General features: G+C 59.3%; 12 protein-coding genes. 3 read left to right on the top strand and 9 right to left on the bottom strand.

What is annotated here, in order from left to right:
* Positions 1–96 precede the first annotated feature (96 nt).
* Genes glpA through glpC form a run of 3 tightly spaced genes read left to right on the top strand, consistent with a single transcriptional unit; the run spans position 97 to position 4,161 of the window.
* On the top strand, positions 97–1,725 hold the full coding sequence (gene glpA / locus V6944_RS02770; protein WP_333497793.1) for an anaerobic glycerol-3-phosphate dehydrogenase subunit A: 1,629 nt from the start codon (positions 97–99) through the stop codon (positions 1,723–1,725).
* Positions 1,715–2,974, top strand: a complete 1,260-nt coding sequence (glpB, locus tag V6944_RS02775) for a glycerol-3-phosphate dehydrogenase subunit GlpB (protein ID WP_333497794.1) — start codon at positions 1,715–1,717, stop codon at positions 2,972–2,974. Before glpA ends, glpB begins: the two co-directional genes overlap by 11 nt.
* Complete coding sequence (gene glpC / locus V6944_RS02780; protein ID WP_333497795.1) at positions 2,971–4,161, top strand: anaerobic glycerol-3-phosphate dehydrogenase subunit GlpC; 1,191 nt, start codon at positions 2,971–2,973, stop codon at positions 4,159–4,161. The genes glpB and glpC overlap by 4 nt, the downstream gene beginning before the upstream one ends.
* Before the next feature lie 25 nt (positions 4,162–4,186).
* On the opposite strand, the gene yfaU is transcribed toward glpC, so the two are convergent.
* From yfaU to menB, 9 genes are all read right to left on the bottom strand, one after another.
* Positions 4,187–4,990, bottom strand: a complete 804-nt coding sequence (yfaU, locus tag V6944_RS02785; protein WP_333497796.1) for a 2-keto-3-deoxy-L-rhamnonate aldolase — start codon at positions 4,988–4,990, stop codon at positions 4,187–4,189.
* A 14-nt stretch (positions 4,991–5,004) separates the two neighbouring features.
* Positions 5,005–6,294 (bottom strand): MFS transporter, encoded by a 1,290-nt coding sequence (locus V6944_RS02790; protein WP_333497797.1) that lies wholly within the window; start codon positions 6,292–6,294, stop codon positions 5,005–5,007.
* A gap of 54 nt (positions 6,295–6,348) precedes the next feature.
* Complete coding sequence (gene rhmD, locus V6944_RS02795) at positions 6,349–7,554, bottom strand: L-rhamnonate dehydratase (protein ID WP_333497798.1); 1,206 nt, start codon at positions 7,552–7,554, stop codon at positions 6,349–6,351.
* Between the two features lie 14 nt (positions 7,555–7,568).
* A complete protein-coding gene (locus V6944_RS02800) occupies positions 7,569–8,351 on the bottom strand; it encodes an IclR family transcriptional regulator (RefSeq protein ID WP_333497799.1) in 783 nt (260 codons plus the stop codon).
* A 203-nt stretch (positions 8,352–8,554) separates the two neighbouring features.
* The gene (locus tag V6944_RS02805) at positions 8,555–9,751 is read right to left on the bottom strand and encodes a nicotinamide mononucleotide deamidase-related protein YfaY (RefSeq protein WP_333494460.1); all 1,197 of its coding nucleotides are present in this window, start codon (positions 9,749–9,751) and stop codon (positions 8,555–8,557) included.
* Positions 9,752–9,848: 97 nt separating this feature from the next.
* Complete coding sequence (locus tag V6944_RS02810) at positions 9,849–10,391, bottom strand: YfaZ family outer membrane protein (RefSeq protein WP_333494459.1); 543 nt, start codon at positions 10,389–10,391, stop codon at positions 9,849–9,851.
* A 177-nt stretch (positions 10,392–10,568) separates the two neighbouring features.
* The gene (gene menE, locus V6944_RS02815) at positions 10,569–11,930 is read right to left on the bottom strand and encodes an o-succinylbenzoate--CoA ligase (RefSeq protein WP_333497800.1); all 1,362 of its coding nucleotides are present in this window, start codon (positions 11,928–11,930) and stop codon (positions 10,569–10,571) included.
* On the bottom strand, positions 11,927–12,892 hold the full coding sequence (menC, locus tag V6944_RS02820; protein ID WP_333497801.1) for an o-succinylbenzoate synthase: 966 nt from the start codon (positions 12,890–12,892) through the stop codon (positions 11,927–11,929). Before menC ends, menE begins: the two co-directional genes overlap by 4 nt.
* On the bottom strand, positions 12,892–13,749 hold the full coding sequence (menB, locus tag V6944_RS02825; RefSeq protein WP_035892608.1) for a 1,4-dihydroxy-2-naphthoyl-CoA synthase: 858 nt from the start codon (positions 13,747–13,749) through the stop codon (positions 12,892–12,894). The genes menC and menB overlap by 1 nt, the downstream gene beginning before the upstream one ends.
* Positions 13,750–13,756: the final 7 nt, after the last annotated feature.

Genomic DNA, 13,756 nt, shown 5'->3' on the forward strand with positions numbered 1-13,756 from the left:
TGCCCTTTTCGATTAATGCGCGAATATGTTCGAAATCAAACAAAATAATCCATACACATGACTTAATGTTGTTAAAACGAACATTGAGGACACATTATGGACAGCGCCTCTGTCAATGAATACGATGTCATCATCATCGGCGGCGGAGCCACCGGAGCCGGTATCGCTCGCGATGCCTCCCTGCGCGGGCTGAAGGTTGCGCTGGTTGAACGCTTTGATATTGCCACCGGCGCCACCGGCCGCAACCACGGCCTGCTGCACAGCGGCGCACGCTATGCGGTCACCGACAGCGAATCGGCGCGCGAATGCATCAGCGAAAACCAGATCCTGCGGCGCATTGCCCGTCACTGCATCGAGCCCACCAGCGGGCTGTTTATCACCCTGCCCGAAGACGACCTCAGCTACCAGCGCACTTTTATGGATGCCTGCCAGACGGCAGGGATTCAGGCCGAAGCTATCGACCCCGCGCTGGCGCGTCGAATGGAGCCCGCGGTAAACCCGGCATTAGTCGGCGCGGTGCGCGTACCCGACGGTACCGTCGACCCTTTCCGTCTGACCGCCGCCAATATGCTCGACGCGCGCGAACACGGCGCGGCGATTTTTACCGCCCATGAAGTCACCGGACTGATTCGTCACAATGACCGCATCAGCGGCGTTCGCCTGCTCAACCACACCACCGGACAACCGCGCGAACTGCGTGCGCCGGTGGTGGTTAACGCCGCCGGGATCTGGGGCCAGCGCATCGCCGAATACGCCGACCTACGCATCCGCATGTTCCCGGCGAAAGGCTCGCTGCTGATTTTTGAAAACCGTATCAACCAGCACGTGATCAACCGCTGCCGACCGCCTGCTGATGCCGATATTCTGGTGCCCGGCGACACGATTTCGCTGATTGGCACCACCTCAACGCACATTGATTACGCCGATATTGACCGCTGCCGCGTCACCGCCGACGAGGTGGATATCCTGCTGCACGAAGGCGAGAAGCTGTCGCCGTTAATGGCGAACACCCGCATTCTTCGCGCTTACTGCGGCGTGCGTCCGCTGATTGCCAGCGATGATGACCCCAGCGGGCGCAACGTCAGCCGTGGCATTGTCCTGTTGGATCACGCCGAGCGCGACGGGCTGGAAGGGTTTATTACCATTACCGGCGGCAAGCTGATGACCTACCGCCTGATGGCGGAATGGGCCACCGATGCTATCTGCCGCAAACTCAACCACAGCGGCATCTGCACCACCGCCCAAACGCCGCTGCCCGGCTCTCGCGAATCCGCAGAGAAAACGCTCCAGCGCATGATTTCCCTGCCCGCGCCGCTGCGTGGTTCAGCGGTCTATCGTCACGGCGACCGCACGCCGGAGTGGCTCGGCAACAGCCGACTGCAGCGCAGCGTGGTCTGCGAGTGCGAAGCCGTGACCGCAGGTGAAGTGCAGTACGCGGTGGAAAATCTGGCGGTCAAAAACCTGTTGGATTTACGCCGCCGCACCCGCGTCGGCATGGGAACCTGCCAGGGCGAACTGTGCGCCTGCCGCGCCGCTGGCCTGCTCCAGCGTTATCGCGTTGCCACTTCAGCGCAATCGCTCACCCAGCTTTCCGCCTTCCTTAACGAACGCTGGAAAGGCGTGCAGCCGATTGCCTGGGGTGATGCGCTGCGCGAAAGCGAACTGACACGCTGGGTGTACCAGGGATTATGCGGCCTGCAAAAGGAGCCTGAAGATGAAATTTGATAGCGTGATTATCGGCGGCGGACTCGCCGGGCTGCTGTGCGGCATTCAGCTACAAAAAGCTGGCCTGCGCGCGGTGATCGTTAGCCGGGGTCAGAGTGCACTGCACTTCTCCTCCGGCTCGCTGGATCTGCTTAGCACCCTGCCCGATGGCCAACCGGTCACCGACCTCGACAGCGGGCTGGCCGCGCTGCGCGAACAATCGCCGCAACATCCTTATAGTCTGATGGGTGCTGACCTTGTGCAGCGCTATGCACGACAGACGCAAACGCTGCTGGCAGAGTGTGGAATGAAAATGGTCGGCGATCTCGCTACGCCCCATCAGCGTATTACCCCGCTAGGCACCCAACGCGCTGCCTGGCTTAGCCCGTCAGAAGTACCAGTTATTCCGTTCAGGCACGGGCGCATTCGGGTGGTGGGCATTAGCGGGTTTCTCGATTTCCAGCCGCATCTGGTCGCCGAATCCCTCCAGCAGCAGGGGCTGAACGCCGATACCGCTGAGATTGATTTACCCGAGCTGGATGTGCTGCGCGAGAACCCGACCGAGTTCCGTGCGGTCAATATCGCCAGAGTGCTGGATGAAAAAGCGCATTGGTCGGTGCTGCATCAGGCGCTGCTACCGCTCAGCGAAGGGCGCGACACGCTGGTAATGCCCGCCTGTTTTGGCCTGCGCGACACGGCGTTGTTCGACTGGCTGAACCACAATCTCCCCTGCACCCTTTCGCTGCTGCCAACGCTACCACCTTCAGTGCCAGGCATGCGGCTACACGCCTCGCTGCAACGGCGGTTTATTACCCTGGGAGGAACCTGGATGGTGGGCGATGAAGCGGTGCGCGTCAGCCACGAGCATGGTGAAGTTCGCGAAGTCTGGACACGTAACCACGGCGATATTCCACTGCGCCCGCGTTTTGCGGTGTTAGCCAGCGGCAGTTTTTTCAGCAACGGCCTGACCGCCAGTCGCGACGGTATTCGTGAGTCGATCATGGGGCTGGATATTCAGCAACCCATCTCGCGCAGCGCGGGCTACCGCGATGATTTCTTTGACCCGCAGCCGTGGCAGCAATCCGGCGCTATCGTCGATGCCGAACTGCATCCCTCGCTCCGGGGCTTACCTATGCGCAACCTATTTGCCATCGGCTCGGTGCTCGGCGGCTTCGACCCGATCGCCCAGGGCTGCGGCGGGGGCGTGTGCGCCGTCACCGCCCTGCACGCCGCCGCGCAGATTATCCGTTTGGCGGGAGGTGAAGCATGAGCCAGCAAAGTTTCGAAAACTGCATTAAATGCACCGTTTGCACCACCGTCTGCCCCGTCAGCCGCGTCAACCCGCGCTACCCGGGGCCAAAACAGGCCGGGCCGGACGGCGAACGTCTGCGACGTAAAGATGCCGGGCTGTATGACGAGGCGTTAAAATACTGCATCAACTGCAAACGCTGCGAAGTCGCCTGCCCGTCGGATGTGAAAATTGGCGATATTATCCAGCGCGCCCGCGCCGACTATAGCCAGCAAAAGCCGGGCATCCGCGATACGATCCTCAGCCATACCGATCTGATGGGCACGCTCTCAACGCCGTTCGCCCCCATCGTCAACGCCGCCACCGGCCTGAAGCCGGTACGCCAGTTGCTGGATAGCGCCCTCAAGATTGACCATCACCGCGCCCTGCCGAAATACTCCTTCGGCACCTTCCGCCGCCGCTACTCACGCCTTGCCGCCCAGCAGGCGCAGTTTGCCGAGCAGGTGGCGTTTTTCCACGGCTGCTACGTCAATTACAACCACCCACAACTCGGGCTTGATCTGATTAAGGTGATGAACGCAATGGGGATTGGCGTGCAGTTGCTCAGCAAAGAGAAGTGCTGCGGCGTGCCGCTGATTGCCAACGGCTTCTTTGACAAAGCGCGCCGCCAGGCGCAAAGCAACGTCGCTTCGCTGCGGGAGGCGATTGGCGGTAAAAAACTGCCGGTGATTGCCACCTCATCCACCTGCACCTTTACGCTGCGCGATGAGTACCCGCACCTGCTGGATGTCGATAACCACGACCTGCGCGACAACATTGAGCTGGCAACCCGCTGGCTGTGGCGCAAACTGGACGATGGCGCGGAGCTGCCGTTAAAGCCGCTGCCGCTAAAGGTGGTTTACCACACGCCGTGTCATATGGAGAAGATGGGCTGGTCGCTGTATACCCTGGAGTTAATCCGCCGCATACCGGGCATTGAACTACAGGTACTGGATTCACAGTGCTGCGGAATAGCGGGAACGTACGGCTTCAAAACGGAGAACTACCCAACGTCACAGGCGATAGGCGCACCGCTCTTCGCGCAAATTGAAGCGAGCGGTGCAGACCTGGTGATTACCGACTGCGAGACCTGCAAATGGCAGATTGAGATGTCCACCAGCAAGCGCTGTGAACATCCGATAACCCTGCTGGCGCGGGCGCTAGTCTAAATCACATGTTCTGAAGGGGAGAATGCTAGTAGCTCCCCTTTCCCTGCGGCTGTTCGGTCACGGATTTGAATATCGCCAGACGTTTATCAAGCGCGCTGGTATAGAGATTGGTATCCACCCCCACCGCGACAAAATTAGCCCCCCACGCCAGTACTTTTTGCGCCATTTCAGGGTCAACGGCCAGGAACCCAGCCGCCTTTCCCGCAGCACGAATGCGTCGTATGCTCTGCTCAATAACCCGCTGAACTTCCGGATGCCCGGCGTTATCCGGGTACCCTAACGAAGCCGATAAATCAGCGGGGCCGATAAAGACGCCATCAATCCCCTCAACCTCCAGGATCTCATCCAGATTCTCAAGAGCCTTTTTGCTCTCCATCTGAATCAACAGGCACAGTTCATCGTTGGCCCTCGCCATATAGTTCTCGACCCGTCCCCAACGGGCGGCACGAGCCACCCCAGCACCTACCCCGCGGGTACCGACAGGTGGGTAGCGGGTGGCAGAGACAATATCCCTCGCCTGCTCAGCGGTATCGACCATCGGAATCAGCAGCGTTCTGGTGCCGATATCCAGCACCTGTTTAATCAGGCTACGATTGCCCTCTACCGGTCGAATAACCGGATGGCTGGCGTAGGGAGCAATAGCCTGGAGTTGATGGTAAAGATCCTGCACAGTATTCGGCGCATGCTCGCCGTCAATCAGCAGCCAGTCGTAGCCCGATGTGGCGGCAATTTCCGCCATGTAAGAAGAGGTCGTGCTCAGCCACAAACCTATTTGCGCCTCTCCCTGCAATAATCCCGCTTTAAACGGATTCGATAAAATAGCGTTCATAATTCTCCCTTAAATTAATGCGGTAAGGTGCTTGCCTGCGGCACCGTGCGATTCACACGCAGTGAAAAAATAATCACAACCCCAACAATCGCCACACAGGCGAGGGTCACTAACCCGGCGGCGCTGCTGGCGAAGACCGTTTCAGCCTGAACGCGAATAATCGGGGCCAGAAAACCGCCGATGGCGCCGAACAGGTTGACGAAACCAATGCCAGCCGCCAGCGCCGTGCCGGAGAGCAGCTGTGTCGGCATGGTCCAGAAGACCGGCTGTACGGCAATAACGCCAACGGCGGCCACGCACAGCGCAATAATCGCCAGTACCGGCGATACCAGCCCAGAAACCGCAATGCCAATTGCTGCCGCCAGCAGGGTGAATGCCGCGATATTACGCCGCTCGCCGGTACGGTCGGAGTAGCGTGGAATCAGCCAGGTACCGAACAGCGCCGCCACCCACGGGATCGCGGTCACTACCGAGGCCACAAAACCCACTTTGGTACCCAGCAGCGCGGCAACCTGAGTCGGCAGGAAGAAAATCAGGCCATAAACCGCGACCTGGATGGTCAGATAGATAATCGCCAGCTGCCAGACGCGGCCATTGCGCAGAGCATCGGACAACCGCGAGGTGACCTTTTTCTGCTCTTCGCTGGCCAGTTCGCTGATTAACGCCTGTTTCTCAGCGGGCGTCAGGAAACGTGCATTTTGCGGCGTATCGTCGAGCCAGATGAAGGTGAAGAATCCCGCGCCGACGGCAAGCAGCCCTTCAATGATAAACATCCAGAACCAGCCGGGATGTCCCATAAAGCCGTGCATTTCCAGCAGCGCGCCGGATAAAGGCGAACCGAGCGTCAATGCCAGCGGCGCCCCCATATAAAACAGCCCCATAATGCTGGCGCGGTTTTGCTGCGGGAACCACTGGGAGGTCAGGTAGATCATACCGGGGAAAAAGCCCGCTTCGGCGGCGCCGAGCAGCGTGCGCACCAGCAAGAATTTCGCTTCGGTATCCGCCCACGCCATCGCTGCAGACAGCACGCCCCACAACAGCGTGGTGCAGCCAATCCATTTTCTCGCGCCGAATTTGCGCATCAGCAGGTTGGCGGGCACCCCCAGAAAGGCGTACACCACAAAGAAAATCCCCGCCCCCAGCGCATAGGCCTCATTGCTTAGCCCGGTATCCAGCTGGTAGGTCTCTTTGGCAAAGCCAATATTCGAGCGGTCAAGAAATGCCAGCACGTACAGCGCCAACATAAAGGGGATCAAACGGGCGCGGTTTTTCTTCACCACGCTCTCAAGCAAGGTGTTGCTCATCGTAATATCCTCTAAAAAATAGGCCGCACATCAGTACCGTGCGGCACGGCGGGATCAGTGGCTATAAGGACGTTTCAGGTTACAGTCGCGGTTCAGCTCAACGCCGAAGCCCGGTTTATCAAGAGCGGTTTTATGAATGCGCCCGTTCTGTGGTACCGGTTCGCCGAGCAGAATCGGGTCAAACTGTGGGCGCATGGTTGAACAGTCCGGGCTGGTCATCAGGAATTCGCTGAACGGTGTATTGGTAAAAGTAATGACGGCATGGTGCGAATAGACCGATGATCCGTGCGGGACCACCAACTGACCGCGCGATTTAGCAATGGCGGCAATCTCTACCAGCGTGGTCAAACCGCCGCACCAGCCCACATCAGGCTGCATAATATCGATGCCGGTTTCTGATAAGGTGCGGAAAGATTGCAGCGTGCCGTGGTGCTCGCCGCTGGTGACCATCATTCCGGCTGGCGCATTGCGTTTGAGCTCACGATACCCTTCATACTGCTGCGGCGGCAGGCACTCCTCGATCCACTTAAGATTATGCGGCGCGCAGGCGTGGGCGAGCTTAGTAGCATAGTTAACGTCCTGGCTCATCCAGCAGTCCAGCATCAGCCAGAAATCCGGGCCGCATTTTTCGCGCATCTCAGCGACCATCGCGGCATCTTTGCGGATACCCGCATCGCCATCGTGCGGCCCCCAGTGGGTCGGCATCTTACCGCCGATAAAGCCCATCTCTTTCGCCAGGTCCGGGCGCGCGCCGGTGGCGTAGAACTGAATTTCATCGCGCACCGCACCGCCCAGCAGTTTATACACCGGCAGGCCAACCACTTTGCCGAACAGATCCCACAATGCGAGATCGATACAGGAGATGGTGTTCATCACCAGACCGCCGGAGCCGGAATAGTACATGGTGGCGTTGAGCATCTGGTCATGGATCAGTTTGATATCGCTGACGCACTTGCCTTCAATAAAGCGATTCAGGTGTTTTTCAACGATAAAGCAGCCCATTTCCCCCGCCGTTGACACCGCAAAACCGGTCTGCCCGTTTTCGGCTTCAACTTCAACAATCAGCGTCCCGAGAACATTGATGCCGAACGACTGGCGAGACTGTTCATACTGTTTGTACTTGCTCATCGGAGTGGCGATGTGATCGTCAATCCAGTGATTTGCGCCCTGGTCGTGGTAATCACCGCCGCCAGCGCCTTTCTCTGCGGTAGCGCCGCCAATAAACCAGGCGCGAACGTGTTTAATTTTCGGTAGGGTCATGGTGTTTTTCCTTGTTATGAGGCTTGTTGTTCAAAGGGGCTCTTCCACCCCAACAGACGTGAAATATCTTTCGCGCATGCAATCGCCTTACCGGCGAGGTAATCACGATTGTCTTCGTTGATTTGCAGGCGTGTTCCCACCACTGAAATCGCGGCGGTCAGCTCGTTATTGGCGTTAAAGACCGGTGCTGCGACGCAGCGAACGTCGGGATAATCCTCGCCGTTATCGAAGCTCCAGCCTCTGGCACGAATGCGTTTTAGTTCATCGTGAAGCTGCTGGGCATTGATGATGGTGGTCGGCGTGGCCCGCTCCCAGTTCAGTTCGCTGATAATTGCCGACTGAACCCGCTCGGGCTGCCAGGCCAGCAGGCATTTACCGATACCGGAACGATAAAGCGACAGGCTCTTGCCTTCATGCGAACGCACGCTGATGGTGGCTGGAGATTCAACTTTCAGGATGTAATAGGCGTTGCCGTGATCGATGATGCCCAGATGGCAGAGCAACCCACACTGATCCATCAGCTGCGTCAGGCGCGGACGCGCCAGTTCGCGCAGATCCATTTTGCTCAGTGCATGACCCGCCAGTTCAACCAACTTAGTCCACAGGCAGTAGTTATCCTGATTATCCATGCTGAGGAAGCGCTGCTTTCTTAGTTCTCCCAGCAGCAGATAAGCAGTGCTTTTCGGAATACCCAGTTCGTCAATAATGGTCGCCGCGCTGCAGGGGCCGATACGGGCGATCAAATTGAGAATATCAATGGCGCGGGTGAGCGCCGGGACTTTGCTTGATTCCAACATACTGGACTCCAATCCTGAATACTGGAATCAGTGTTGCGGTTGTCGGGGCGTTAAATTGTGAGCGACTTCAAACGATGGCGCTATTCCAGCCGAGTGGAGGTTTGGAGGGAAAAAGATGAGAGATGGCGCACAGATTATTTTAAAGCAAGTACAACAGGTTGGACTGAAAAAGCGCCGGAGGCCGTCTCCGACGCGTTGATGTGTTACAGCACCAGCGAATCCACCACGTTAATCCAACCATGTTCACTGGCAACCGGGCGACCATTCAACCAGCGGCGCAGCATGTTGAGCGCCATCATCGCGCACACTTCTTGACGCACCGCCAGACTATGTCGCGTATTGCTGAACTTCACCTGGAGCGCGTGGGTGGCGTCCGGGGTGGCGAGCGCAAAGTTGATGTGCTCGCTTTCAAGGCCGCTTACCGCCAGCGCCAGCCCGGCGAAATGATTCACCCGGCGCTCGGCGGCCCAGCGGGCGGTCTGCGCTAAGCTCTCATCCTGCGGTGGTACCACCTCGCTGGCGAGCAGCGGCGCCTGGGCGCGGGACAGTTGCAGGGCAATCAACCCGCTGGTGAACTGCTCGCTTAAGGTCAGGCTGAGCTGTTTCTCTTTCAGCACCCGCGCCAGCTGCGCAGGCAGCCCTTCGGTGCCTTCAAAAATCAGACTTTCACCCGCCACTTTCTGCACTTCCGGCCACAGCGCCAGCATCGCCTCGCGATGTTCGGCAGGCCCGGTCAGCTTCAGTTCGATAATCGGCATTGAGGAGCGATAGCCCATGCTGACGCCCGGCGGTAGCTCAAGGTGCTGCAGGCTCTGAGCGAGATCGCTTTCTGAGCGGCCAAAGGTGGTCAGACGCAGACACAGCGGCGGTTCGCCAACCGGATAACGCTGGCGAATGCGCGGCAGGATCTCTTTTTCGACCATCACCTTAAATTCGGACGGCACGCCCGGGGTGAAGAACATCAGGCAGCGGTTGAGCTTAACGGCAAAGCCGCAGGCGGTGCCGACCGGGTTATCGATAAGCTCGGCGCTGGCCGGGATTTCGGCCTGTTTGCGGTTGCTCGGCGCCATGACGCGGCCGCGCTCGCTGAAAAAGCGCTCCATAAACGCCAGCCACTCTTCGTGCAGAATCAACGATTCGCCTTTGGCCGTTGCCGCGGCAAGCGCGCTGAGGTCATCACTGGTCGGCCCCAGGCCGCCGTTCACAATCAGAATATCCGCCTGGGTACTGCGCTCGCGCAGAATCGCCACCAGGTCTTCCAGGTTATCGCCCACGGTGTTGCGTCGCGTCAGCGGGATTCCCTGCTGAAAGCAAAAGTCGGCAAGCCAGGCAGCGTTTGTATCGACGATCTGCCCCGATAAGACTTCGTCACCGGTGGACAGCATCTCAACCGTTATCATCACTTTCTCCAATAAAAAGAGGACGAGTCACTATAACGCAAGCGGAGGATTTAAGAAGAGAAAAACTGGCGCAGCGGTGCCGCCGCGCCGGGGGGGATTAGAATGCTGCGCTCACGCCAACGTACGGGCCATCGGCCACGGCGTTGTCACGATGACCGTCTTTACCCGCGAGGTTCAGGTAACGATACCCCGCTTCGATGCTGATTGGACGCATGATGGTGTAACGCGCGCCCGCGTTCGCTTCGGTGTAGCTGTCGATGCCGCTGGAGAGGGAATCTGGAGAGTAGTAGTACTCGCCAAACAGACGCAGGCTGTCGCCAATTTTCCACTGCAGGCCGCCGCCGACCGCTGCGGCGTAGCCGGAATCGCTGTCGTTCGGATCGGTGTAAACCCCTTTACCGCCCACGGTTGCCATGAATGGACCGAGAGGGATATTCAGACCCAGACCCAGACCTGCAACGTCACCGTCGTCGTCGCTGTGCGTCCAGTTACCCGTTAACGCCAGGCCGGATGTCTCAGTGCCGAGACCAAAGCCCAGGTTAGTGTAATCTTTACCGGCCTGGCCGCTAAAGCTGACTGCACTCGCTGACGCGGAGACAAACATCAGCCCCGCCAGACCCAATAACACGCTCTTTTTCATCTTCATCCTTTCACGCAAACGCAAAAAATAAACGCCCATAACCCGCTGAATTGTACTGCGATGCGCAGCGGATTCAATGTGCGAAACAGGCAATAATCAGCGGGATTGTAACGAATTACGTCTCATACATCAGCATGAAAAATAACTAACACACATGCAATCACGCAAATCTATTGCTTACGATTTTGCCTGCGCATTTATCCACTGCGTGAGCTGATGGCGAGAGACCTTAATTCCCGTTCCCTTCATCGCCTCGGGTAGCATCAACCAGCGGCACGGCTGCTGGAATCCCGCCAGCTTATCTTTTGCCCACAGTGCCAGCTCGGTAATATCCAGCGACGGCTCAGCATCCAGCACTGCCACCGGGCGCTGACCAAATTCGATATCGTCAATGGGAACAATAAAGACCTGATTCACCGCAGGATGCTGTACCAGCACTCGCTCTACCTCTTCCGGCTGAATGCCTTCACCGCCGCTGAAAAACAGGTTATCCAGACGACCAATGACGTGCAGCTTGCCGTCGTGGATTTCACCGCGATCGCGAGTGGCAAACCAGCCTTCAGCGTTGACCAGCGGCATCAGTTCACCGTTGCGCCAGTAACCTGAGGCCATGCTGCTGGCCCGCAGCCAGATTTCGCCATCGACCAGACGCAGTTCACGCCCCGGCAGCGGTACGCCAACATCCTCGCCGCCGTTGGCTTCGCGCGCGCAGACGGTGGAAGCAAACTCGGTCAGGCCGTAGCCGCAGAAGGTTTGAATCCCCCGCGCTGCCGCCTGTTCGGTCAGCACCGCTGGAATCGCCGCACCGCCCAGTAGCACCGTTTTCAGGGTAAGCGGCTGTTCATCATTAAGCAGACGCCAGAGTTGCGTCGGCACCAGCGAGGCGTGGGAGCAGCCGTGCAGCGCCTGCGCGAGCAGACGTTCACTGACCGCCATCTGTGCGCCCATTAGCAACCAGCGCCAGAAAATCCCCTGGCCGGAGACGTGGAATAGCGGCAGCGACAGCAGCCAGCAATCGTCTTGAGCAAACGGCATCAGGCTCAGCACGCCGTGCGCGCTCGCGAGATGCGCCGCGCAGGTATGCACCGCCGCTTTCGGCAGGCCGGTTGAGCCCGAGGTGAGCGTCATCGACGCCAGGCGTTCAGCACGCCAGTCGCACGACGATGACAGCGATGCGGAACGCAGCTGCAACGGCGCGAGGCCATAGTGCTCATCGGCTTCCAGATTTAAAAAGTGGCGCAGGCTGAGTCCCGGCAACAGTTGGCTGACCAGCGTCGTCGGCAGCCGTGGGTTCAGCGGCAGAATGCGCGCGCCGCACTGCAACAGCGCCAGCCAGGCCAGCACCGCCTCCGGGCGATTACGCGCGCAGAGCGCCACGCCGTCTTCAGGCTTCACGCCCTGCGCCTGAAACCCGGCGGCCAGCGCGTCGATACGTTCGCACAGCGCCGTCCAGCTCAGGGGTTCATCATCGAACCGCAGCGCAACCGCGTCACCGCGCACGTCACGCCAGTGCCGCCACGGCCAGGTTGCAAAGGTCACAGCAGCGGCTCCATATCCTCAATCGCGCCGCACGGCAGCGAGCTTCCAGGCCAGCAGCGAACCAGCTGAGTTTGCATCAGATTCAGGGTATCAAGGCCGGGGATGGTTTGCGGCGTTAGCCACGCAGCGATGCGCGCCAGCTGGGTTAAGCCGAGGCTTGATTCCAGCGAGGAGCTGATCACCGCCGTCAGGCCGAGCGCGTGTGCCGCCGCGACCTGGGCTTTGACGCGTTCCAGGCTGCCGGTCAGCGTCGGTTTGATCACCACGGCGTTGAGGCCGGGCTCGGCTTCAACGCGGAAATCCGCCTCGCGCAGACTTTCGTCCCAGGCAATGGCGATGCCGGTTTCACGCGCAAAAGCGCGCGAGTCATCGCGGGTTTTGCACGGTTCTTCAAGGAAAGCGATACGCGAACGGTAATCCGGGTTGACGTATTTGGCGAACTGCTGGGCTTTCAGCGGCGTCCAGGCGCGGTTGGCATCAAGGCGCAGGGTCAGCTCTGGAATGGCTTCCAACAGCAGGTTCACCACCATGCCGTCGCGGACCGCTTCGTACAGGCCGACCTTCACTTTCGCCACCTTCTCGCCGGACATGTCGGCAAGCTTGATAACCAGATCGTCCGGGTCACCGGTGCACAGCGGCGCGGCGCGATAATCCGCCGCCTCAGGCAGCGCATCGTTCAGCTCCGCCAGCGCGCAGCTGATGCCGAAGGCTACCGAGGGAACCTCTGGCAACGCGCAATCGTCACCCTGCCGCCAGGCGTTAACCCAGCTCAGCAGCGCCGACTGCGCGTCGTCCAGCGACTCCTGGCTAAAGCCCGGCAGTGGGGAGATTTCTCCCCACCCGTCCCGTTCGCCGTCACGCAGGTAGACGAATAACCCATCACGGGTTTTCAGCCGCCGCTCGCGCAGAACCACACCTGCGTCCATCGGTATCTGCCAGCGGTAAACCTGCGCACTACGCATTACGGATTCCGTTTGAATTTGCTGAAGTCAGGCTGACGTTTCTGGTTGAAAGCGTTACGGCCTTCCTGACCTTCTTCGGTCATGTAGAACAGCATAGTGGCGTTACCCGCCAGCTCCTGCAGACCTGCCTGACCGTCACAGTCAGCGTTCAGCGCAGCTTTCAGGCAGCGCAGCGCCATCGGGCTGTTTTGCAGCATTTCGCGGCACCAGCGAACGGTCTCTTTTTCGAGATCGGCCAGCGGTACCACGGTGTTCACCAGGCCCATATCCAGCGCCGCTTTCGCGTCGTACTGGCGGCACAGGAACCAGATTTCACGCGCTTTCTTCTGACCGACGATGCGCGCCATGTAGGATGCGCCCCAGCCGCCGTCGAAGGAACCCACTTTCGGGCCGGTCTGGCCGAAGATGGCGTTATCCGCCGCAATGGTCAGGTCACACATCATGTGCAGCACGTGGCCGCCGCCGATGGAGAAGCCTGCGACCATCGCCACGACCGGTTTCGGGCAGGTACGAATCTGACGCTGGAAGTCCAGCACGTTCAGGTGGTGAACGCCGCTGTCGTCCTGGTATCCGCCGTAGTCGCCGCGCACTTTCTGGTCGCCGCCAGCGCAGAAGGCTTTGTCGCCCGCACCGGTCAGGATGATCACGCCGACGTTGTCGTCATAGCGGGCATCCGCCAGCGCCTGAATCATCTCTTTGACCGTCAGCGGACGAAACGCGTTGCGAACCTGCGGGCGGTTAATGGTGATTTTGGCGATGCCGTCAGCGGATTTTTCGTAGCGAATGTCGGTAAAACCTTCGGAACAATCGTGCCACTCAGCGGGGGCGTACAGCATAGCTTCATCAGGATAGATCATAGCGAGT

Source organism: Kluyvera sp. CHPC 1.2972, from assembly GCF_036759925.1.
Classification (GTDB): Bacteria; Pseudomonadota; Gammaproteobacteria; order Enterobacterales; family Enterobacteriaceae; genus Kluyvera.